20 protein-coding genes and 2 pseudogenes are annotated in these 22,384 nt (G+C 34.5%); 8 read left to right on the forward strand and 14 right to left on the reverse strand.

All coding sequences use genetic code 11. The features are described from left to right. Positions 1 to 282: 282 nt before the first annotated feature. Positions 283 to 1,362: a GntR family transcriptional regulator gene (locus tag HWV59_RS15080; RefSeq protein WP_175639364.1), complete on the reverse strand. Its 1,080-nt coding sequence runs from the start codon at positions 1,360 to 1,362 to the stop codon at positions 283 to 285. 249 nt (positions 1,363 to 1,611) lie between these two features. Here HWV59_RS15080 and HWV59_RS15085 point away from each other — a divergent pair, with 249 nt between their 5' ends. From HWV59_RS15085 to HWV59_RS15100, 4 genes are all read left to right on the forward strand, one after another. After that, the gene (locus HWV59_RS15085) at positions 1,612 to 2,088 is read left to right on the forward strand and encodes a DUF2975 domain-containing protein (protein ID WP_175639365.1); all 477 of its coding nucleotides are present in this window, start codon (positions 1,612 to 1,614) and stop codon (positions 2,086 to 2,088) included. A gap of 10 nt (positions 2,089 to 2,098) precedes the next feature. Beyond that, positions 2,099 to 2,323, forward strand: a complete 225-nt coding sequence (locus HWV59_RS15090) for a helix-turn-helix domain-containing protein (protein ID WP_102231521.1) — start codon at positions 2,099 to 2,101, stop codon at positions 2,321 to 2,323. A gap of 230 nt (positions 2,324 to 2,553) precedes the next feature. Next, a complete protein-coding gene (locus tag HWV59_RS15095) occupies positions 2,554 to 3,036 on the forward strand; it encodes a DUF456 domain-containing protein (protein WP_175639366.1) in 483 nt (160 codons plus the stop codon). A 271-nt stretch (positions 3,037 to 3,307) separates the two neighbouring features. Continuing rightward, complete coding sequence (locus HWV59_RS15100; protein ID WP_175639367.1) at positions 3,308 to 4,126, forward strand: carbonic anhydrase; 819 nt, start codon at positions 3,308 to 3,310, stop codon at positions 4,124 to 4,126. A gap of 202 nt (positions 4,127 to 4,328) precedes the next feature. Here the strand turns inward: HWV59_RS15100 and HWV59_RS27080 are convergent, their stop codons facing one another. Both HWV59_RS27080 and HWV59_RS15110 read right to left on the reverse strand, forming a co-directional pair. Further along, positions 4,329 to 4,874, reverse strand: a complete 546-nt coding sequence (locus tag HWV59_RS27080) for a methyl-accepting chemotaxis protein (RefSeq protein WP_175639368.1) — start codon at positions 4,872 to 4,874, stop codon at positions 4,329 to 4,331. Further along, the gene (locus HWV59_RS15110) at positions 4,826 to 6,076 is read right to left on the reverse strand and encodes a methyl-accepting chemotaxis protein (RefSeq protein ID WP_175639369.1); all 1,251 of its coding nucleotides are present in this window, start codon (positions 6,074 to 6,076) and stop codon (positions 4,826 to 4,828) included. The genes HWV59_RS27080 and HWV59_RS15110 overlap by 49 nt, the downstream gene beginning before the upstream one ends. A gap of 367 nt (positions 6,077 to 6,443) precedes the next feature. On the opposite strand from HWV59_RS15110, the gene HWV59_RS15115 reads away from it, so the two are divergent. Next, positions 6,444 to 7,358 carry a class I SAM-dependent methyltransferase gene (locus HWV59_RS15115; RefSeq protein ID WP_175639370.1) on the forward strand — a complete coding sequence of 305 codons (915 nt, stop codon included), beginning with the start codon at positions 6,444 to 6,446 and terminating at the stop codon, positions 7,356 to 7,358. Between the two features lie 38 nt (positions 7,359 to 7,396). Here HWV59_RS15115 and HWV59_RS15120 read toward each other — a convergent pair whose 3' ends face one another. From HWV59_RS15120 to HWV59_RS27085, 8 genes are all read right to left on the reverse strand, one after another. Further along, positions 7,397 to 8,665 carry a SpoIID/LytB domain-containing protein gene (locus HWV59_RS15120; protein ID WP_175639371.1) on the reverse strand — a complete coding sequence of 423 codons (1,269 nt, stop codon included), beginning with the start codon at positions 8,663 to 8,665 and terminating at the stop codon, positions 7,397 to 7,399. A gap of 83 nt (positions 8,666 to 8,748) precedes the next feature. Next, the gene (locus tag HWV59_RS15125; protein ID WP_175639372.1) at positions 8,749 to 9,246 is read right to left on the reverse strand and encodes an LURP-one-related/scramblase family protein; all 498 of its coding nucleotides are present in this window, start codon (positions 9,244 to 9,246) and stop codon (positions 8,749 to 8,751) included. A 471-nt stretch (positions 9,247 to 9,717) separates the two neighbouring features. Then, positions 9,718 to 9,918, reverse strand: coding sequence for a twin-arginine translocase TatA/TatE family subunit (locus tag HWV59_RS15130; protein WP_175639373.1), 201 nt, complete (start codon positions 9,916 to 9,918; stop codon positions 9,718 to 9,720). A 25-nt stretch (positions 9,919 to 9,943) separates the two neighbouring features. Beyond that, positions 9,944 to 11,707 (reverse strand): alkaline phosphatase D family protein, encoded by a 1,764-nt coding sequence (locus tag HWV59_RS15135; RefSeq protein WP_102233215.1) that lies wholly within the window; start codon positions 11,705 to 11,707, stop codon positions 9,944 to 9,946. A gap of 731 nt (positions 11,708 to 12,438) precedes the next feature. After that, positions 12,439 to 14,004, reverse strand: coding sequence for a histidine kinase N-terminal 7TM domain-containing diguanylate cyclase (locus HWV59_RS15140; protein WP_175639374.1), 1,566 nt, complete (start codon positions 14,002 to 14,004; stop codon positions 12,439 to 12,441). 462 nt (positions 14,005 to 14,466) lie between these two features. Then, positions 14,467 to 15,243 carry a DUF3891 family protein gene (locus HWV59_RS15145; RefSeq protein WP_175639375.1) on the reverse strand — a complete coding sequence of 259 codons (777 nt, stop codon included), beginning with the start codon at positions 15,241 to 15,243 and terminating at the stop codon, positions 14,467 to 14,469. Between the two features lie 398 nt (positions 15,244 to 15,641). After that, positions 15,642 to 16,061: an NAD(P)-binding protein gene (locus HWV59_RS15150; RefSeq protein ID WP_175639376.1), complete on the reverse strand. Its 420-nt coding sequence runs from the start codon at positions 16,059 to 16,061 to the stop codon at positions 15,642 to 15,644. A 35-nt stretch (positions 16,062 to 16,096) separates the two neighbouring features. Next, complete coding sequence (locus HWV59_RS27085) at positions 16,097 to 16,216, reverse strand: glycerol-3-phosphate acyltransferase (protein WP_235991836.1); 120 nt, start codon at positions 16,214 to 16,216, stop codon at positions 16,097 to 16,099. Positions 16,217 to 16,623: 407 nt separating this feature from the next. Between HWV59_RS27085 and HWV59_RS15160 the strand changes: the two genes are divergently transcribed. Further along, entirely contained in the window at positions 16,624 to 17,247 is a 624-nt protein-coding gene (locus tag HWV59_RS15160; protein WP_175639377.1) for a hypothetical protein, read from the forward strand. 182 nt (positions 17,248 to 17,429) lie between these two features. Here HWV59_RS15160 and HWV59_RS15165 read toward each other — a convergent pair whose 3' ends face one another. After that, complete coding sequence (locus tag HWV59_RS15165) at positions 17,430 to 18,290, reverse strand: LysR family transcriptional regulator (RefSeq protein WP_102232984.1); 861 nt, start codon at positions 18,288 to 18,290, stop codon at positions 17,430 to 17,432. A gap of 126 nt (positions 18,291 to 18,416) precedes the next feature. Between HWV59_RS15165 and HWV59_RS15170 the strand changes: the two genes are divergently transcribed. Together HWV59_RS15170 and HWV59_RS15175 are read left to right on the forward strand one after the other, a co-directional pair. After that, on the forward strand, positions 18,417 to 19,583 hold the full coding sequence (locus tag HWV59_RS15170; RefSeq protein ID WP_102232985.1) for a YbfB/YjiJ family MFS transporter: 1,167 nt from the start codon (positions 18,417 to 18,419) through the stop codon (positions 19,581 to 19,583). A gap of 44 nt (positions 19,584 to 19,627) precedes the next feature. Continuing rightward, positions 19,628 to 20,719, forward strand: a pseudogene (locus HWV59_RS15175) (NAD(P)H-dependent flavin oxidoreductase). A gap of 530 nt (positions 20,720 to 21,249) precedes the next feature. Here the strand turns inward: HWV59_RS15175 and HWV59_RS15180 are convergent. Then, a pseudogene (locus tag HWV59_RS15180) lies at positions 21,250 to 21,384 on the reverse strand (metallothiol transferase FosB); the annotation flags it as partial. Positions 21,385 to 21,451: 67 nt separating this feature from the next. Continuing rightward, a complete protein-coding gene (locus HWV59_RS15185; protein ID WP_102232986.1) occupies positions 21,452 to 22,279 on the reverse strand; it encodes a dihydrodipicolinate synthase family protein in 828 nt (275 codons plus the stop codon). Positions 22,280 to 22,384: the final 105 nt, after the last annotated feature.

Consider the following 22,384-nt stretch of genomic DNA (forward strand, 5'->3'; position numbering starts at 1 on the left):
ATTCTAAAAAATGATCGAGTAAAGTCTTCAAGCACATGTTAATGATGAATATCCTAGATTTTCACACTATAAAATGAACCGAGGATCAAAAGCTTTTATTATAAACGCTTTCATAATTAATGTATTATATTAATTATCCTATTTGTATACTAAGGTTAGTATATAATATACTTTTAGAGTGTTTAACTTACTTTTATATAAATCTTATTACCCAATGAAAAAACCCAAACATATGACTGATGAGGTCAATTGTTTGGTTTTTTCTATTTAGTATTTATTTGTCTAAAGAGGTTCTTCTTCGTTCACAATTACTTGAACAGGTACAAAAATTCTCTGCGGATTATAGATACCTTCAATTTGTTCAACTAATAAGTCCACTGTTTTTTTACTACACTCATCAATATCCTGTTTGATAAAAGAAACACCAGCTAGACCTGGAGGGTCAAAGGATAATAATTCTATGTCTCGTAAGGTTTCTTTCTTAATTGAGGTTATTGCTAAGTAAGTATATCTTGCTAACTCTACATTCATTGTAAACACAGCTGTTATTTCAGGCTTGCTTACTAGAAATTCTTTAATATACGTTGGAGTTTTACTTCGGGAAATATCATTGAAGTTTAATGTTAACCATAGGTTTTTATCAATTGTCGTTCCTCGTTTTAAAAAAGCATTCTCGAATCCTGCCGCCCTCTCTTCTGTTACTGTGTTTGTGAAAATGGGAGAAATAAGGCCTATTTTTTCATGTCCTTTAGTCAAAAGATACGAAATGGCATCAGAAGTACCGACATCATTTTCGGAGGTTACGCTATAGGTTGAGATATTTTTCATATACCTATCGATTAAAACCATTGGGTATTTATCCAATGTAAGTCTAAGAACCGCCTCATTGTATGATGCTTTTTCTGTAGGAAAAATGATCATGCCCTCAATATTCATTTTTCTATACATCTCAATTGCGTCTGCTTCTTCAAACTGAGACTCTCTTGTTATCTTAATAATTAAATGATAGCCATTTTTTGAGACATATTTTTCAATATAATTAACAAACTCCTGCTCAATCTTCGTTTTCATACTAGGCAGAATTAAAGCAATTATTCCTTTTGAAGTTTTTGAATGACTAATTGATTTTGTAAGTTTACTTTCACAAACAAAGGTACCTTTACCCTTGATTCTTTCAACTATACCTTCCTCTGCAAGACCAGCGAGTGCATTTTTAGTTGTGATCTGACTAACATGAAATTCCTCAGTCAATTCTTTTTCTGACGGAACCCTGTCGCCTACTCGTAACTTCCCAGATTGTATTTGCTCAATAATATTATTTTTTATTTGCTGATAAAGTGGCTCGTTTTTAATGTCACTCACCCTTAGAGTATATTATTCTAACTTATACTAATTATACTAAGTGTTAATATACAATACTACAAATTGCTTTTAAAAAATCATCGTGAACAATTGTTTTTCTTCAATACTAGTAAAGCAATTCCCTGTATGGAAATGCTTCGTTAAATTTATAACTCAACAAAAAAATAATAAAAATTAATAAATATTTATTGTTAATCAATAAACTATGTGGTAAATTTATATCGAAAATAACTTAGCGAGGTGCTTTTTATGAAAATAGGTTCAACACTCTTTTTAAAGTTAGCGGTTTTTCTTATGGGAACTCCGGTTCTTGGTTTCGGTACATTTGGGTTCATTTGGTTAGCTAAAAATCCTGCAAACCCGGATTATGCCCATATTCTCTATCCCATTGTTATAGGGGTGTATGTAGCTGTGATACCATTCTTCATTGCTTTGTTCCAGGCTTTTAAGCTTTTAAGCTATATTGACAAAAACCAGGCTTTTTCTGAGTTGTCTGTTAAAGCTCTAAGGGTAATCAAGTTCTGTGCAGTGACAATCAGTGGTCTTTTTGTCGTGATCTTACCTTTTATTTTCTTCGTTGCTGAGATGGACGATGCGCCAGGACTTGTCATCATTGGGATGGTTCCGATCTTCGCTTCCTTGGTCATCGCGGTATTCGCTGCTGTTCTTCAAAAACTTTTACAAGAAGCGATTAATATAAAATCTGAAAATGATTTAACGGTCTGAGGTGAAAACAATGGCGATTATTATAAATGTTGATGTGATGTTGGCAAAACGGAAAATGAGTGTCACAGAACTTTCAGAAAAGGTTGGAATCACGATGGCGAATCTTTCTATTTTGAAAAATGGAAAGGCAAAAGCGATTAGGCTTTCTACTTTAGAGGCAATTTGTAAAGCTTTAAACTGTCAGCCCGGTGATATTTTAGAATACAAAAGAGACGAAGAAACAGATCGTTCATAAAGTTAAACGAATATGCCGAGAATTGTATAATCTTCGGCTTTTTATATTATCTACACCCCTGCTTACGAAAAGTATGGATGAAGTAAATAAAAATATTGAATACCCTCCCCTCTTTTCAGCTTGGAATTCACTTAGCTTATTTTAAATAAACATTAAATGTTGGTTTTCATAACGAAATACAAATATAATGTTATTGTAACGACATGTTGATAATAAAAGGTGGAGTTTTCATGGAATTTGTGTGGTGGGGATTAACGATCGTCTTGTTTATCCTTAGTTTTGTGGGGATTATATACCCTATTATCCCTTCTATTGTTGCCATTTGGGGCGGCTTTTTAGTTTATCAATTTCTCATTAATTCTGATGGATTGTCCTTATGGTTTTGGGTTAGTATGGTGGTATTAAGTGCTGTGCTTATCGCAGCAGATCTGATTGCAAACAGTTATTTTGTTAAAAAATATGGTGGTTCTAAAACTTCAGAGACTGTTGCAGCGATAGCGACTATTGTTGGTTCGTTCATATTGCCTCCTTTTGGAATCATCCTTGTCCCGTTCATAGCCGTGCTTGTAACCGAAATGATTGTTCATAAAGATGCAATAAAGGCAACAAAAGTTGGATTTGCTACTGTTATTGGATTCTTGGGTGGCAGTATTGCCAAAGTATTGATTCAATTATTAATGATCGGCTGGTTTGTTTTGGCTGTTATTTTTTAAACCTTCTGAATCATGTAAAAAGAAAAGGACGATACTCTTAAAGAGGGTTTCGTCCTTTTTCTTTCTATGCTATTCTAAATATAAAAATTTGTATGACAAACATATCAAATCATGTAACATAATAGTTCTTTTTACTCCGTAAAGTGGTAGTCTTTTTTCCTTAATTTTACATTGTAAGCGTTATCTGGAAGATAATGTTTTGTCTTCATTTTATTTTTAGTATTTCATTTAATATGAATACTAAAAAGTAGAAAAGGGAGGCATATGAAGCATGAAGAAGAAATTCGTATATCCGTTTTTAGCTGTTTCTTTCATCTTTACATTAGTAGCTTGCTCGGAGAACACCAAAGAAGCAACTAATACAAATGAAAGTAAAGGAAAAGAGAATCACAGTACACAGACTGCTCATTGGTCCTATAATGGGGAAACAGGTCCGGAACACTGGGGAGAATTGGACCAAGCAAACTCCATGTGTGTTAACGGAAGTGAACAATCTCCAATTAACATTGAATTCTCACAAGTAAAAACCGAGAAAAAAACCGGAAACATTCAGATCCAATATGAGACCACACCTTTTACACTTGTAAACAACGGTCATACCGTGCAGGCTAATGCCACAACAGATAGCAACAGTTTATTAGTCGAAGGAAATACATACAAACTTGTTCAATTACATTTCCATACTCCTAGTGAACATCAATTTAATGGTCATAATCTTGATATGGAGCTCCACCTTGTACATAAAGACGAGAATGGAAACATCGCAGTCCTTGGAATGATGATACAAGAAGGAAAAGAAAATGAAAAACTTGCACCTATTTGGGATGTACTACCAAAGGAAGAAACAGGAGAAGATATTGCGGTAAAAGAACCGATCGATTTACAAGGTTTACTTCCACAAGATCAAACATCTTTCCATTATAATGGATCGTTAACAACACCTCCTTGTACAGAAGAAGTGAAATGGGTCATATTTGAGCAGCCGATTCAAATGTCGAAAGAACAAGTTCAAGCATTTCAGCAACTTTTTCCCGACAACCATCGTCCTGTCCAATCTTTAAATGATCGTGAATTATATGAAATTAATTAACGAATGATTTTATATAAATGATGACCACTTAAGAAAAAGTTAAGTGGTCATTTTTTAACTGCTTCTACATTTAGTACACTTTTTAACAAATCTTTTTTTAGAGTTCGTTTGCTATTTTTAGTGAGGCGCTGAGTTGCATATAAAATCTTTTATATAGCATATATTTTCGAATTGCCAATAGTTTCCCAGTTACTGTTTACATTTAGATTTGATATTGCCTTAACATGTCATCGAGTTCTTTATTCATGACATTTAATTGCTCAGCAGATTTAGCTACCTGTCCTATAGCATTGTTATGTTCGTCTATTGAAGAACTAATTTCCTCAACAGATGCAGAAGTCTGTTCAGAAACACCTGATGAACTTTGAATTCCATCTCCTATCAGCAAAGTTTGATTCGTAATATTTACAATTTCATCATTTAAAATACCTAGTGCTGAGATCGTCTCAATAATTGATTGTGATAACAGATTAAATTTATATTGGGTTTCCAATACGTCATCATTTAATTTATTGGATGTGATCATGGTTTGTTCGACAATTTCTACCGTATTACTTGTTTCAGCTGCAATAGTTGACACTACTCCTCGAACTTGATAAGTTGCTTCCTTAGATTGTTCAGCAAGCTTTCTTATTTCATTTGCTACTACAGAAAAGCCTTTTCCATGCTCCCCAGCCCTAGCTGCTTCAATACTAGCATTTAATGCGAGTAAATTTGTTTCGGCTGCAATGTTTTCAATCGTCTGCATAAATGGTGAATTTCCTGACTCTTATCATATAGACTTTTTACACTTGTATTTATTTTCTCCGACGCTTCTAGAGAAGCTGCATTAGATTGTCTCAATGAAGAAACAATTTCATTTCCCTCGTTTGATAATTTTTCAGATTTCCCCGTAACTTCTTTTATAATATTACTTTGTTGATTCATTGAATCAATTGATTGAGTCAATGTTTCTACACTTTGATTAATGTTTTCTAGATCACTAGCTTGTTCCTGAGTTCCTAACGAAATTTCCGAGATAGCTGTTCCAATCTCTTCGCTGCTTGCTAGAGTTTGTTCTGATACTGCAGATAGCTCTGTTGCTGAATCAAGTAGATGTGAACTTGTACTTTTTACACTTTGGACTAATTCAAGAAGCTGATACGACATTTTATTATATGCACCTGCTAGTTGACCAATTTCATCTCTTGATTCTGATAGATTTGTAGCCTTTATCTTTCCATCAGCAATATTTATCGATGATATTGCGACTTCTTTCAATAAAGATATTTTTTTTCTTATCGCCACGTAAAATATTGATATACTTATTATGATAATAGCTAAAGTGCCCCATAAAATAATAAATTTAACAACTTCTAACCCTTCATAAAACTCATCTTCATATACAGTTAGACCAACGTACCAATCCCATGGCTCAAAATGTTCCATATAAGAGATTTTTTCCCTTATCTCACCTGTTTCATCATTTTTATCATCAAAATATACATACCGGTCTTCTATAGTAGAAGCTAGTGAACCTTTAACCATTTTTTCACGGTTTGTCGTGTCCTCCGGAATATCCCCTACAGGATTACTAGGATGAACTTGTGAGGAAAAGTTTGCATCATAGCCGAGGATATATCCTTCACCTTTATATAAAAAATGGGATTTTTTGTAATCATGTTCCCCATTCTTCAGTTTTGGTCCACTTAAAAGCACCCTTGCTTCCTCTTTACCTTCTTCTATAGTTAATTGTCCACTTTCCACTTGGTTATTTATTGATTCTAATGTAGCCAGCGAACTATTCACAATGTGATAAAGCTCTTGTTTACCAGCTTTCGTTAATTGATTTTTCGCTATAAAATAACTAGTTAACCCCATTGTTGTTACTGAAAACACAATGATAATAGTAAGTAATACCATCATCTTAATTGATATACTGTGCCAGTTGACCTTGAATTTTCTCTTCAAATTTAGTTCCCCCATAAGTTTTCTCATTGTATATATCGACCATTTTTTAAAAAATTAAGGTGTTTTTGACTTTATATAATAAAAATTTTTCTCAAATATAAATAAGAAAAGAAAGGGGAAACTTAGTTATAGGAATCGCTTTAAATCCGATTATAAAATAGTGAATTTACATGTTTATAGTTACCTCCATAAAGTTACACTTTACTTTAATTAAACATGTGTTATTAACTTCTTACTTAATGAATCACAAGTAAAACATTTGACAAAAAATTCTATTTATGCTATAATTTACATTTACTATTCTGTATATTATAATGAGATTCTCCTGGCCAGGGGAATCTCATTTTTTGTATGGGAGGAAAATGGAATGAAACATAATAAGTCCAGTATAACTTCCTTGGTATCGGCTTTCAGTCGTGCATATCACAGTAGATTTGACACACCAAAAATTTTTGATGATTTTATTGCAGACAAATTAATTTCCGAAGAAGAATTATCAATGATTAGCAAGAACATGATTAACGGTATAAATTTTTTCAACAAAGATATTGGGCAAAGATTTAAAGATGACCCAAAGGAAATTTTAAAATGGATTATACAAGTCCAGCTTTCCCCTACACCCTTAGCACGTTCTGCCTATTGTGAAAAGGTATTGCTTAATGAAATGAAGTTAGGAGTACAACAATATGTCATTCTCGGAGCTGGCTTAGATACTTTCTGCTTCCGACATCCAGAATTGGAAAACAGCTTAGAAATATTTGAAATTGATTATCCAACTACCCAAGAATTTAAAAAGAAAAAGATAGAAAAGGAGAAATTAAATATCCCTACCAATCTTCATTTTGTTTCTAAGGATTTCACAACTCCGTTTTCTTTTCAAGAATTAATAGATGAAGGATTCAAGTACAAAAAAACTTTTTTTAGTCTTCTAGGGGTTTCTTATTATTTAACTAAAGAGGAAAATGCGAGCTTGATACAACATTTATTTAATAACGTCCCAACAGGCAGCTCAATTGTTTTTGATTATGCAGACGAAAAACTCTTTAAAGAAAAAGGGATGTCTAATAGAGTTGAGAATATGGTAAAAATGGCCTCTGCAGGTGGAGAACCAATGAAATCAAGTTTCACTTATCATGAAATTGAGAATTTGTTAGAAAAATCAGGTTTACTAATATATGAACATTTATCACCAACATTAATAAATGAGCATTTTTTCAGAAATAGAACGGATTATTTATCTTCATTCGAGACCATTCATTTTATCCATGCTGTTAAGAAATAATACTCAACAAAGCCTCTTAGTAAAATTAAGAGGCTTTCCTATTCCTTTTGCATATCAGCTATTTTTTTAATCGTTGTTCCCGGATAATAATAATTGATGATGTCTCTATATGTGTAACCTCTATCCCCCATTATACTTGCACCCCATTGACTCATTCCTACACCGTGACCAAAACCTCTCCCTTTTATCAGATAATATTGATCGTGTTCTTCAAATGAATCAATCAGGTAGCTTCTAAAGGTGGAACCTCCTATAAGAGGTCTAATCCAATCGATTGCTACATCTTTTAACTCAACAACTTCATAGACGACTGTTCCTTCAATCAAACGTCTTAAGAATTCTATTTTAATTGAACCTTTTTTAGCACGATGTGATTCGTAATGATCTGATGCAATATCTAGATTTGAAATAGATACGATTTTTATATCTCCTTCAAACCCTTGTTTGGTTAACCTTTTTTTCATAGGTTCTGTTATAGAAGGTTCTTTTTCTTGTAACTTCTCCCACCAGTACATTCTAGTCACATCTACATCTTTTAGTAACAGCTGCGCTTTTTGCAAATTGAGTGTCCAAGGTTGAATAGGATCAAAATGATCAATTTTTATAGGAAAATAAGATTCTGCCGCTTCATCCCATACATTCTCATTGTTTTCAGTTACTCCACCGTTACTCGCCGAATAATAAGCATTGATAGGCTTATTATTAAATGTAATGATTTCACCTTTTGTTTCTTCAACCGCTTTCGAAGCTTGTTCATGCCATTCATACCCGCCGTAGACTTGAAACTGAATGGTGTCATCCATGTCCTTGTCCATATGTGTAATCGTATAGGTCCTAGCAGCAAGAGCTTGTGCCTTCAACGTTTCCAGTTTCCACGATGGATACACCTCAAAAGGTACAACACCTTTTAAATAATCTTCTATTGGGACTTGGTTAATCGGTCTAATGTATTTACCATCTTCTATGGTGAATTCCATTGCACCAAGGTATTTTTTATTATTAACTGATATAACATGCTCTTCATCATATTGATCTGGTATTAATACAAAAGATTTATTTAAATCCAGTTTTTCGTTTTGATTGGTTAATAAAATTGAACCTTTTCTGACAGATAAAACATGTGTAACATCTTCTTTTATATCTTCAATTCCATCCAATAATGTATATCTACCTCTGACCTGTATTGTGAGCTTTTCTTTATCTCCTATGTGATTTTTCAACTTAACTTTTATGATTTCATTCGCATATACATATTCTTGACTTGCCATTACTACAACGAATAGGAAAAGTGCAATTATACGTTTCATAGTTTTAGTATTCGAAAGTTTGACTGATCGTATTCTTCTCTCTTTTTAACTGCCTTGTTTTTCAAATTAGGATTCATCAGCATTTAAACAGTAGAAGCTGATGAGGCAGCTGCTTGATCAGCCTTCACACAATCAATCGCTACAACTAGTGCGATTACGATGGCATCCATGTCTTCATTTATTATTTGGACTTTGTAGCTATCACCCCAAGTGAACCACTCCTTGCTCACTTTACCGATTACTTCACCATGCTGTAAGACTTGAAAATCCATACCCCACCAGTTACCCTGTACCTCTATGCCTCCCGCATCAATCGTATATCGTGCTTTAAAGAAAGAAAATTCTTTCTTAATCATGACCACTTCACTACCATTTACCTCTACAAAAAACTTCGGTAAAAAGCTAAACACCTTTTTCGTAATGAGCGCAACCTCTTCTCTTGCTGTATTCAAAATGGAGAAAGTCTTTGGAATTTGCATAAAGCTTCCCTCCACATAAAAAACATCATTCTCCTGCTGATCCTTCACCGTAAACTTACCACTTAGACTGAATACCTTCTGTTTTATATAAAGTTGTTTCATCCTACACTTCCTTCCAATTAGCTGCGAATAAAGTAAAATGATATCCTCTTACCAGTATTGCATTGCATACTACTTTTCATATTTTTCCATTTATGATAGTTATAATAGTACTGAAGTAATAAAATAAGTATGCAAAAAATTGCTATAGCTAAATTTCATAAAATTTCAGTTCTGCTAACCAATTTTCTTTTTTACAACATCCTTTATAAATATCACATTTTCACATCTTTTCTTTAAACAAATTAATCTTTTGCAACAATAAAAAAAGCCTACTTTGCATCAAAGATCGGCCCTCATATTTCTTATATTCTATAAAAGGTAAATTTATCCTTCTAAAACTATACAACCTTTCCTTTACTCCAATAACATCATCACAAAACAAAAACTTAGAACCTATTCTCAAACCTAAAAATAACTTATTTAAAGAAGATGTAAGCACACTGCTTACATCTCCCTTTAATATGTTAATAACTAAAGTGCTTTTTTCTTGACCTGGACAACTTCTTCCTTGCTTGGCTCTTCATCAGAAACCAAGTCTCTAGTGGATTTTTTAAATTCTTTTAATGTAGAACCAACAGCACGACCTAATTCCGGCAGTTTTGCTGGTCCGAAAATAATTAATGCTAAAACAAGGACAAGGATTAATCCGGGAATGCCTATATTTGAAAGCATTTATACAGCTCCTTTCATTCGTGAATTAATTAGTGACTTTTTGTTTATCATTTTGTTTCTTCTTTTGTTTCTGTTTTTCATGTGCACGGTTATGTGCGCGGGTTCTGTCTTCTTCCACTTCATTCGTCTTTTGGACTCCTTCAGACACTAATGCAGAAGAAACCTTCTTAAGTCCTGATTGATCTTTTTCATAGACAAGTGATGCTCTTGTTGATATGTCTGCTCCTGGCTCAGTTACAAATGGAACAACACGGTAATCCGTCCTCCATTGCTCCGGTGTTACTGTACATCTCACATAGCCACGGTAATCATTAAAGAATTTAATGTGAGGATTCTGAGCTAATATTTTATCAGTATCAGCACGCTTATCAGCGCCATTGCCTCCAGATGTAATGGAAGTCCCGACAAACTCGACACCTACTGTTTTGGAATTAGGGTCTGAATAATCCTCTTTTAAGTTTGATGCCCAGCTTGCATGAACATCTCCTGTCAGGACAACAAGGTTGGTTATGTCATTTGCCTTTACCACTTCCATTACCCTTTCGCGCGCAGCCGGATATCCGTCCCATGAATCCATACTATAGCGTGGTTCCGTAGGTGTCCCATAGTTTCTTTCTGCAAAAAAGATCTGCTGTGGGAGAACATTCCATTTTGAATTTGAACGTGACAAGCCATCAGCAAGCCACTTTTCCTGTTCTGTACCAAGGAGAGTCCTGCTTGGATCCAATGATTCCTCTGTCTGCGGAGAACTTGTATCTCCGTTTGCCTGGTCATCGCGATATTGGCGGGAATCTAAAACAAAGAAATTAGCAAGATCTCCATATGAGAATCCTCTATATAGCCTCATATCTGCCCCTTCAGGAAGAGATGATTTGCGTAGCGGCATATGTTCATAATAAGCCTGATAAGCTGCAGCCCTGCGTTTTACAAATGCTTCCACAGATTGTCCTTTTTCTGGGATTAGATTGGCATAATTATTTTCTACCTCATGATCATCCCAGGTTACTACCCAAGGAAAAGCAGCATGGGCAGCGCGTAGATGGACATCTGAGCGGTATTGAGCATATCTGTTTCGATAGTCATCAATTGTCATAATCTCTGGTCCGCTGTGAACCCGGACATTACCAGTTGATGAAATATATTCATTTGGTCCGTACTCATATATGTAATCACCGAGATGAAAGACCATATCTAGATCTTCCTTTGCCATATGCTTGTATGCAGTAAAAAAACCATGTTCAAATTGCTGGCAGGATGCGAAAGCAAATGTGAGACTCTTTACACTTGTACCCTCTGCTGGCAATGTTTTTGTTCTTCCAGTTTGGCTGACTTCCCCTCCGCAAGTGAAACGATAGTAATAGACTTGATTTGGTTTCAGGCCATCCACTTCTACATGAACACTATGTCCGAGTTCAGGAACTGCCGCCACTTTGCCTTTCTGAACTACTTTGCGGAAATTTTCATCCTTTGCCACTTCCCATTTCACTTTTACCGCTTCATTTGGCATGCCGCCGCCATTCAGCGGATCCGGAGCAAGCCTTGTCCATAAAACTACACTATCAGGTAGTGGATCACCAGAAGCTACACCAAGAGAAAAAGGATAATCATTAAATTTCGGTGCCGCATTAATAACCTCAATCCCTGTTACAGATTGGGTAAGAGCAAGTCCAAGAGATAAACCGGCAAGCTTGCTCGCACCCGAGATAAAATTCCTGCGGTCCATATTTTTCTCTAAAGCCGTTTCACTCCACTTCTTTACCAACTCATCAAAATTACCTTCATTTGTCATTGATATCCCTCCTCAAATTGAGTTACAGGGAAAGTATAAAAAAAGTATTTGAAGGTAGTGTTAAGATATGTAAAGATCCTCATTCCGCTTCAGGTAGATTTTATCCAGACCTATTGTAGTAATTAAGAACAAAATAAAACAAATTAAATAAATTACAAGAAAAAATGAGCCAGCCAAACTATCTCAAATTCCGACAATTTCCCCATAAAACTTAACAGTAACGTAATCAAAAGTTTACTTTCAGGGACAGAGGGACAGGTTAATTGTCCCACCATTTATTGGAAAACATAATACTGTTTTGAGTACCAGTTTCATTGAGGTTCGAGAGGGTGCGCACTTATCGGTTGGGGGATAAGGGAAAGAACCTGAGTTGAAAAAATAGACGAAGAAATTTCTCTTATTTAGTAATTATTATTTAAAAAAGCATAAATTAGACGGAGGGATTCCGCCTATTGACTTGAATAATGCGAAATAAGGTGATTTTACTTTGCATAATCGGAAAACCTCCGCTTATTGCTGGTTACTCGATTCAGAACAAGACATCCTGTACTCCTAATAAAGAAACTCGCGAATTCAATTATTTCTATGGCGAGTTTTCCCTTTTTATATACCAATACCGATGCCATTACCACTGTCATATCGGCAAGTATTCTATGAAAAGCACCTCAAAACGGAACCCTTTGCTTATTAATCAGGAAAGCTTTTATAAATGAGTTAAAGAATTGATCCTTCTAATGAATAAACTCTGATCCTATATTTTCAAAAAGCTCAACACAATTCCTGCCATTACGTTTAGCAACATAAAGAGCTTGATCAGCTTCTCTCATAAGAGTTTGGAGGGTTTGACTATGATCTCCATCACTTATTAGAACGGAAGATACGCCAAAGCTAGATGTAACACGAATCTCTTTTTCCATATACGGTATATCTGTTTGATAAATATTCATTCGAATGAAATCAGCCATCTCTTTTGCTACCTTTAGAGACGTATCGGGCATACATAGGATAAATTCTTCTCCGCCATACCGCCCAACCATATCACGCGAACTTACACACTTCTTCACAATACTGGCTACCTGAGCTAAAACCAGATCACCAGCTTCATGTCCAAAAGTATCATTTACTTGTTTAAAGTGATCGATATCAAACATGATAATGGATACATATCTTCCTTTCTGAGACTCTACAATTCTTTCGCATTCTTCCTTAAAAAAATGACGATTAAAGACTTGTGTTAAGCCGTCAATACGAGCTAAATACTGCAATTTTTCCTGTAAATCAACTCGTTCAGTGACATCAATAAAGGTAATAATTTTCATGATTTTATTTTTCACTTTTACATCTGAAAATCGAATATGATAATAGGTATTTTTATCCCGTAAAGGTAACCTATAATCACATTCTTTTTCAAGAACGATGATTTCAGCGAGTTGAGGTTCTTTTCCAATGACATCCACGAGGGATTTTCCAATAGATTGAGAGTTTAATATTGGAATGATGTCACTCATTGCACTGTTATAATCAATAAGTATCCCGTTTTGATTTAGCACAATGACCCCTTCTTTCATGTTTTCAAAAACTGTCTCTCTTGCAACAGGGGTGACATCAAACATTTGATAAGATAAAAGCGCAGCACCGTGAAGGAAAAAGGAAATACTCATGGAAACCGGTCCCAAATCAACGCCATATGGACTCAAATCATTTAAATAAAAATAGTTAGCGATGATCGGCACAATGATTCCTGATACCATTAAAATGATTTGCATACGGAACCGAAAAATCGTTGTTTTCCTTAGTTCCAATAGTAAAAAGATTACACTCAACATAAAACATAAAAAGAAATAAATAGAATGAACATAAAACCAAGGACCATATTCCAGCTTTAAAATTGGAAATGGACTGTCACTATTTAATTTAATCGATGTGTAATAGAGGTGATGAAGCTCATTCGTTCCATGCATGAAAATGGTCAAAATAGGAGGTAAAAATAGAAAATAGTACATCCATTGTTTTAGTTTTTTCCCTACATACCCCAGACACATTAAGAGGATACATGCTGGTATAAATGGTAGAACCAAGTACTCAACACTTAACCAAAGTAACATTTTCTTCAAAGATGTACTTGAAAGCTCAAATGCATAGGAAAATGTGAACATAGCAGATAACAGGGTAACAAATATGTACGGCTTTCCCCCGGGGACATCCTTCAGGCGAAAGTAAGCATACAAACATAATAATGAACTTAATATTCCGGCAATAAAAACGACCACTATGTATACGAAAGCTTCATTTGTCATAATTTCAACTCCATAAGTTGCAAAAAGCATTGCTATAACTATTATAATGTAGCAATGGAATTTCTGACTAGTACTATCGTAGTAAAATAAAAAGGATGCAGATAAATATCCGCACCGTTATTACTGGTCTATTTATGCTTTTTCTGTAAAACCTGCCATCTTGTAATATACTTTTGTTTAAATCAACCTCTTTGATTTACATAGAACTTCGTTAGCAGTGGTATTATGATCAACATTATACTTTTCAAATTTAGGTTATTGGGCTTTATATTCTTGAATTTATACACGCTAAATCAAATACAGTCATCGTAAAATTGATATTTTACACGAAGTTAAGACTTTAAGAATAATAGGGAATTTCCTCCCTCTCTTCAAAACTGTTCATTATTATATCCAAATGGAAAGACATTTGACTTAGCATAGTTAGATAAAACGTGAAATTAGATATTCATAAATAGTTATTTAACTGATTGAACCCTTAGGACCTATTTTAAAGGTTCTAAATACTAAAGGTACATCTTTATAGGCTTCAATAATTCCTTTTTCTTTAATATCACATTTGCTTACTATTTTTGTTGGCACGGTTACTTCGAATGCCCGTCTAAAAGGAAAGGGAGTTAAGCCGATATACCTTTCATTAAGCCAATATGCTACAATTCTATCACTTTTCTCAATTGAAAAGAGTTCTGTACCTTCAAAGCCATTTTGATACCAAGGAAATTCATCACTTTTTTTCACACCTGGTTCATTAATGCAAATATAAATTGATAAGTTATCCAAGAATTTTAATATCTCAAGATGAATATTACTATCCTCTATTGCTATACCCAATTCTCGACATAATCTGTTCTGCCGTGTCTTTTCATATTGTACATATTTTATCTCACCTTCACTCTTAGTGTTGCTAAAAAAAGATGAATAGTGCCGACTACAAAGCAATGCAGCATACTTGTTTCGTTGTTCAATCCAATCAATCCCATATCTATAATGAGGAAGTTTAAGTGATGAAGGTAAATTAATAAATGAGTATAGAGAATTTTCTTTATCATCCCAAAGAGGGGCAGCATCTAGTCCTATCCATGCGCAATCATGATATTGTGTGGCAAAAAGAATATCTTGTTTGAATTCCTTACCCGTAAAAAACTCTTCCTGCAAATAACTAAATAGATCACCTGATAAAACAGCATGGTTATGTTGTTCTATTATTACAAACTCTCTTTCTCGTTCATTAATAATCAATCGTATCCCCCCTGTTTTTGTTATCATCTCAATAATAAAAAATGTAAAAAACACTTTTTACTATGGCAGTCTATATAATTTAAATGCAACATATTTACAGAAACCCCTCAAACTTTACTTCATACAGGTATTTCAACTGTTTTTCCATAACCCCGGCTGGGATATGCGGGAATATTGCATTCCGAAGAGTTACAGAAACGCAGTCATTCAACTGTGCCACCTTTCCAATTCGGTTTGACATTCTGGTAATTACACTGGTTCGCTCAGTTCGTTCGTCCTCATATCTTTCCAAAGCCTGCAGCATACCGCGGTTTTACATTAGGCATCAGTTTCTTACGAATGGTGGAATGAATGCCATCTGAAGCAATCAGCAAATTTCCTTCCTCCGTTGAACCGTCTTAAAACCATACTTTCACCCCGGAGTCATTTTGTTCAAAACGCCTACAGGTCTTTCCGGTATAGACAATTTGCTCTTGACCTAAAGCGCTCATTAGGAACTCCAGGAGGTTTCCTCGCTCAATCGCCACATTGTCAAGTCCATACTTGGGGCTAATTATAGCTGTCTCTTTCCGTTGCAGGATTTTCCCTGAAGGTGTTAAGATGCGAAGTTCCTCTAATACCTTCCCTTCCCGAACAACTTGATTGCCTACACCTAACTGTTGCAATGCCCGGATAGCATTCGCACTGATTGCAAGCCCAGCACCTGCGAAACGCACTTCTTGCTTGCTTTCAAAAACGTTCACTTCCATCCTGATTTTACGAAGGGCGATGGCCGTGCAAAGCCCTCCGATTCCTGCACCTATGATGATTGCTTTCATCTTATCACCACTTTCAAATAGTTATAATCCCATTTTTAAATTATACGAACAAATACCGCAGCAGATATCCCAAGAATTCTCAGAGTATTAGTAAGCCCAGCATTTTTACTTCCGTTGCTTCTTATGTACTGGCCGTATATTTTCCAATCAATCACAGCGGTATTAAGACTCCCTAAAAGATAGCCAAAAACTAACGGCAAAAATTACCTTTAGATTATCAATCATCGCTCTTCTTCCATAATATAAGTAAATTTATTACTTTATTTCCCCAACAACACAATCCTTTATCAAATGTTCATATTCTCCTTTTAAACTCAAAAACCTTTTTCAACTAATGGGTGCCCTTTAGTTCAATAAAAAGGTACATACCTCTACTTGAAGTAATGCACCTTTTAGATCAATAAAGATACTAATCTCTATTGACTGAACCAACTAATATAGTTAAAATATACCTTTAATTCTCTACTTTAGTAAAAGGATGGTATATTATTAACCATTATTTTAGATTTAATTTACAGAGAATACTTTTCAGATAGGATATTACATAAAAAGGGGAACAAATGTGAAAAAAAGATTATTATTATTATTATTCTCTTCAGCTTTGGTGTTAGGTGCTTGTAGTGGAGAAGAAACAGGCGGAACCAAGGTGGATAAAGAAGAGCCAACGCAAGAAGTGGTCGAGAAAAAACACGATGAAAATGTTCTTGCTTTTGAGGTTGATAGTGAAAAAGTGGAAGTAGAATTGACGGAAGCTGATGTTCAACCACAATTAGCAAAAAAAGTATATTTACCTGAAGGTTTTGAAACTAAACAAGTGAACGGAAAACAATTCGAGGCCATTGGAACCGGAGAGTATCAGGACATTAATGTTTTTGTTGAAAAAGGCAGAGCAATGCCTGATGTAGAAAAACAAATTTATGATTGGTCTAAACTTGTTAAAGCAGCAGGTGGTCCAGGTACGGAAATCAAAGAAATTGATTTGAATGAATATCCGAATTTAAAGGGAAAATTCGACTATGTTGCTGAGATTCATAATGGCAATGGTGGTTCTAAATACGCTGCATTTAAAATGGGCGAAGAAACTACTTTTGTCTACGTTGCTATCTTTGATGAAGAGAAACAAATAACTCACAAAGACTTTGCTCTGGAATTAATGAAAAAAATACAACTTCCAACACCTGCCTAAGGGCAGGTTTTTTACTGTGAAAAGATTTTATTTATTTCTTCTTTTCACTAAATACCATTTTTTAATATACAAAAAAAGGGTGCTTTCCCCTTCTTTAAGGAAAGCACCCGTTAATTTAAGTACAATTCTTCACAAACTTTTGATTTAAGACAATTTTAACCCATTAAAAATAAAAGCTAACTTTAATCACCTAACGTATTTATAAATTTAATTAAAGACGTAGATACATACCTTTCTTTTCTATAAATGAATATTGTTTTAACTAGTCCATATTCATTCGGAATTGAATGCTGTCTAAGGGTTCCTTCTTGTATATGCTTTGCAACCACACTCAGTGGTAGCATACTTAGTCCAAGTCCAGCAAATACACAACCAACGATTGCATCCAGGGTGCCAAATTCCATTATCTTATTTGGAATAACCCTCTCTTGGTGTAACCATTGTTCAAGCTTTTCCCGATAAGAACATCCAGTACGAAATACAAGCATTGTCCTTGTTTGAATATCTTTAATAGAAGAAATAGGTGGATGTTTTGTATCAGTTATTAGTACCAATTCCTCTTCAAATACTTCCTTTTGAATCAGTTCAGGGTGCGTAATAGGTCCGGCTACAAATGCTCCATCAAGTTCATACTGAAGAACCCCTTGAATATTTTCTTCCGTAGAACCTGTTTTTAATGTTAGATCAACTTCAGGAAAGTCTTTATGATACTTTGAAAGTACGCTTGGTAATCGAACTGCTGCGGTTGTTTCCATTGAACCAATAACTAACGGACCTTTAGGTGTTTGATCATCAGTCATCATATTTTGAGTTTCTTCAATAAGATCGAATATTTTTTCTGCATACGTTAGCAACAAGCTTCCTTTGGCTGTTAACGCAGTTCCGCGATTATGTCTATAGAAAAGAGTTGTTTGAAGATCCGATTCCAACTGCTGTATTTTCATTGTGATATTTGACTGTGCATATTGAAGATCTCTTGCTGCTTGAGAAATACTCCCCTTCTTAGCAACGGTCTGAAAAATTTTTAATGTATGCAAATCCATTGTATTCCTCCCCCACCTAACTTTTTGCCATCTAATTATCTGATAGCAACTATTATTATTATGTATTATTCAATATACCAAAAAACATATATGCTTTAAATAGATTAACTTTTTGGAGGTTTTCATTTGAAGAAGCAAACTTATCATTTTTTAATAGGGGGAATGTTGTCTTTAGTCATTGCTATGGGGATTGGAAGATTTGCATATACTCCCATTCTTCCACTTATGCAAAAAGAACTTTCTTTTTCAAATACAATAGCTGGCTATATAGCATCAAGTAATTACGCAGGATATTTGCTTGGGGCAATTTTAGCAGGTTCCTTTCCTTTTAAGAAGTATAGAACCATTTTGTTAAGAATAAGCCTAATCATCACAATTTTATCCACTGCACTGATGGGTCTCACATACTCTAATTTACTTTGGAATGTACTTCGCTTTCTATCAGGAATTTCTAGTGCTTATGTGTTGGTCATAGCCTCCGGTATTGTGTTAGATAAGCTTGCTACTATAAGCAAAACCAATTGGTCTGGCTTATTCTATGGAGGGGTAGGTCTTGGAATCTTTTTATCCAGTCTACTTATTCCGAGTTTAAACCATTTATTTCAGTGGGAAGGAACTTGGATAGGACTAGCTGTTGTCAGTGGAATCCTTACTTTCTTCGTATGGATCTGGCTAGATGAAAAACCCAACCCTGATGAGTTGAAAACTAAACAAGAAACTTTTACACAAGACCCCTCCAATAAAGGACTCTTATTGTTGAACATTGCCTATGGTTTAGAAGGATTAGGTTATATAGTTACAGGAACGTTTATCGTATCTATCGCTGAAAACACCTCATCCTTTCAGAATGGGGCTACCTTAGTTTGGATGATTGTTGGATTGGCTGCAATTCCCTCCTGTCTCATCTGGTCTTTTCTTTCTAAAAAATGGGGTTATGTTAATTCATTAGTGTTTGCAATGACTTTGCAAGCCTTTGGTATTGCAATGCCAGCCTTATGGGGCTCTCAATCTAGTTTTATTATTAGTGCAATATTGTTTGGAGCTACGTTTATGGGTATCACTACAATTGCTACGACATTGGGACAACAAATGAATCCATCTAATAGTAGTCGTACTATTGGCACACTTACAGCTATTTATGCTATTGGACAGTTAATAGGTCCAATACTTGCTGGAGCCTTAACATCTTTCACTCATAATTTTAATTCAGCATTGATAGGAGCAGCTAGTGTCATTTTAATTGGAGCAGGGATTCTTTTATTTGGAATTCAATTTAAGAGAGAGTATCACTGATCAATACAATAAAAGAATGTATTTAAAATCACGAGGTGAGATTTATGCTAAAGAATGAAATGACAGAACTTTTACAAATTCAGTATCCTATTATACAAGCTCCTATGGCTGGCGGAGTAACAACTTCGAAATTAGTAGCCGAGGTTTCAAATTCTGGAGGTCTAGGAATGATTGGTGCAGGTTATATGACACCTAACCAAATGTGAGAACAAATTAAAGAAATAAAACATTTAACATCAAACCCTTTTGGTATAAATCTATTTGTTCCCGATGAATATGATGTTATAGAGGAAGAAGTAAAATCAGTTAACGAGATATTAAACCCTATTCGGGAGAAACTGAATTTACCAGGAAAAGATAGCTTTGAAATTCCTAATTTTAATACTGTTTTTGAAACATTTATTGACCAAATAATGGTTGTAATTGAAGAGAAGGTTCCTATTTGTTCCTTTACATTTGGCATTCCTTCTAAGAAAGTAATTGCTGAATTTTAAAAAAATAACATAACTTTGGTGGGAACGGCTACTACTGTTAGAGAAGCAATTGAAAATGAAAAAGCAGGGATGGATATTGTTGTTGTTCAAGGTAGTGAAGCTGGTGGACATCGTGGGAACTTTATCGATGGGTATCAGGAGAGTTTAGTGGGTTTAATGTCACTTATCCCACAAGTTGTTGACAATGTAAATATTCCTGTTATTTCTGCTGGAGGAATTATGGACGGAAGAGGGTTAATGGCTTCTTTATGTTTAGGGGCGAAGGGTGTACAAATGGGCACGGCTTTCTTGACTTGTATTGAAAGTGGAGCACATAAGGTACATAAAGAGGCTATACTTAATGCTACCGAAGACAATACTATATTAACTCGTTCATTTTCTGGTAAATGGGCAAGAGGAATAAAAAATAAATTTATTTTAGAAATGCAGAGGCACGAAAGATTTTTACCAGATTTCCCTGTTGATAATATACTAACCCAGGATATTAGGAAGACTTCTAGTGATCAAAATAATCTAGATTACGTGTCACTTTGGTCTGGTCAAAGCCCAAGGTTAGCTAAAAGTCAAACAGTTGAATCATTAATTAAAAATATTATTGTAGAAGCTAATAAAATAAATTTAGATATACAAAGGTTGTACTAACTCATTGCTCTTATGTAGATCTCTTTTTAATCTAAATTTCTATAGGTTTTTGTAAGGTCAACCAAATATTTCTAGTTGAACTTTTTTATAAAGTTTTACTAAAAGTAGACAGGGTAGTACAGTAACGCATATTGTGTTATTCAACTAACCTGCCACTTATATACAGTATGATTTTTGACCGTATTCATCGTTAATAACGAAACAAAATTAGCTATTTTCTAACTTTGTTTACCATATTATATACAGTAAGTAATTATAGTTTTCAACGTAAACAACGGTAGGACTTTACTTGGAGGGGTGGGTATGATAGGCTTGTGTGCCACTGAAACCACTGCTTCAGCCTTTCAAGACCAATCATACCCACAGAGGCTCCAAGTCAAGTCCTTAACCACTTAACTATGCTTATATGTAAACAATGATAAAAGGTGCATTCTATCAATCATTTTAAGTCGATACTGTATATAAATGACCTTTAGTCGAATAAGAAAAGGATTGCCGCAGCAACCCTTGGTATTCAACTCAAGTACCCGTTAGTTCATCAAGGAAATCCTGTAATCGAAAAAATCCATATGTGCTTTTTCTTGTTTGTAGCAATCTATTCTATCTTGCAAAGTACCTGTATGAAACTCAAACTTATGACCATCTGGGTCAGTAAAATAAATACTGGTCCTTATAAAATGGCACTAACTATGTAATTATCACATTAGTTTTAGAAGTTTATGCTCTATCTAATTAAATATTTCCAATTGGACTTCTGCAAATTCCCATTGCAATTCCCTTTTGATTAATACTTTTCTTTAAGTTTACTAAAGGTGACCCTTGATAAACTTGTTGAATAATGGATTCTACCTTTACTCTTTCTTGTTGAGTAATATTATTTTTCGTAAGCATTTTATTAAACCATTGATTGATTTCAATTGGTGAAATATTTCCAGCGATTGAAGAAAGACGATCAAACCCCTGTAATACTTTTTCCTCTAATTCCATTTCTCCCCCAGCATAAAAATGAAAGTTGTTTCTGTTAATATCTTTTTTTAGTAGTCCAACTTTTTCTTTATTGCCAGCTTCTTTTAACCCAACCACTAATTTTATCTCACTTAACTGAATGATACTGTTTACTGATAAATCAAATCCAGTTCTTTTTGGATTGTTATATAAGATAGTAGGCTTATTACTAAGATTAATAATGGTTTTTGTATAAACTAATGCCTCTTCTTGTGTCGGTAAAACATACGGCGGATATCCAAGCAAAATACCTGATATTTTTGTAGTACTAATCTTTTTAGCTAGTTCTTCTGCCTCTTTCTGTCTAATAGATGACACTCCAAATAAAATTTCCATATTATTAATAAGTTCTTCTTCCAATACTAAACAGTTTATTAATTCGATTTTCTCTTTAAGGTTCAGACTATGCTGTTCACCAGTGGATCCAGAGACAAGAACAGACTTTACTCCTTGTTTATACAGATCTCTTATATGATCTATTGTCCCCTGAATATTTACAGATTCGTCTTCAAAAAATGCAGTTGGTACAGCAATGTGATATGTTTCTTTTAGCATAATATAATCTCCTTTATCCTTTTTTATTTCTACTTTAACTTTAACTAATCTGCTTCGTTAGTTTAATATGAAAGTGCATTACCCTTCTTGAAGTAATGCGCAAAA

Origin of the sequence: Metabacillus schmidteae (assembly GCF_903166545.1) — a bacterium.
Taxonomy (GTDB): domain Bacteria; phylum Bacillota; class Bacilli; order Bacillales; family Bacillaceae; genus Metabacillus; species Metabacillus schmidteae.

What these genes read in the sequence shown, in the direction of transcription:
- HWV59_RS15085 (WP_175639365.1), top strand. Translation starts at nt 1,612, where the DNA reads ATGAAAATAGGTTCAACACTCTTTTTAAAGTTAGCGGTTTTTCTTATG.
- HWV59_RS15090 (WP_102231521.1), top strand. Translation starts at nt 2,099, where the DNA reads ATGGCGATTATTATAAATGTTGATGTGATGTTGGCAAAACGGAAAATG.
- HWV59_RS15095 (WP_175639366.1), top strand. Translation starts at nt 2,554, where the DNA reads ATGGAATTTGTGTGGTGGGGATTAACGATCGTCTTGTTTATCCTTAGT.
- HWV59_RS15100 (WP_175639367.1), top strand. Translation starts at nt 3,308, where the DNA reads ATGAAGAAGAAATTCGTATATCCGTTTTTAGCTGTTTCTTTCATCTTT.
- HWV59_RS27080 (WP_175639368.1), bottom strand. Translation starts at nt 4,874, where the DNA reads ATGCAGACGATTGAAAACATTGCAGCCGAAACAAATTTACTCGCATTA.
- HWV59_RS15115 (WP_175639370.1), top strand. Translation starts at nt 6,444, where the DNA reads ATGAAACATAATAAGTCCAGTATAACTTCCTTGGTATCGGCTTTCAGT.
- HWV59_RS15120 (WP_175639371.1), bottom strand. Translation starts at nt 8,665, where the DNA reads ATGAAACGTATAATTGCACTTTTCCTATTCGTTGTAGTAATGGCAAGT.
- HWV59_RS15125 (WP_175639372.1), bottom strand. Translation starts at nt 9,246, where the DNA reads ATGAAACAACTTTATATAAAACAGAAGGTATTCAGTCTAAGTGGTAAG.
- HWV59_RS15130 (WP_175639373.1), bottom strand. Translation starts at nt 9,918, where the DNA reads ATGCTTTCAAATATAGGCATTCCCGGATTAATCCTTGTCCTTGTTTTA.
- HWV59_RS15135 (WP_102233215.1), bottom strand. Translation starts at nt 11,707, where the DNA reads ATGACAAATGAAGGTAATTTTGATGAGTTGGTAAAGAAGTGGAGTGAA.
- HWV59_RS15140 (WP_175639374.1), bottom strand. Translation starts at nt 14,004, where the DNA reads ATGACAAATGAAGCTTTCGTATACATAGTGGTCGTTTTTATTGCCGGA.
- HWV59_RS15150 (WP_175639376.1), bottom strand. Translation starts at nt 16,061, where the DNA reads ATGAAAGCAATCATCATAGGTGCAGGAATCGGAGGGCTTTGCACGGCC.
- HWV59_RS15165 (WP_102232984.1), bottom strand. Translation starts at nt 18,290, where the DNA reads ATGGATTTGCATACATTAAAAATTTTTCAGACCGTTGCTAAGAAGGGG.
- HWV59_RS15185 (WP_102232986.1), bottom strand. Translation starts at nt 22,279, where the DNA reads ATGCTAAAAGAAACATATCACATTGCTGTACCAACTGCATTTTTTGAA.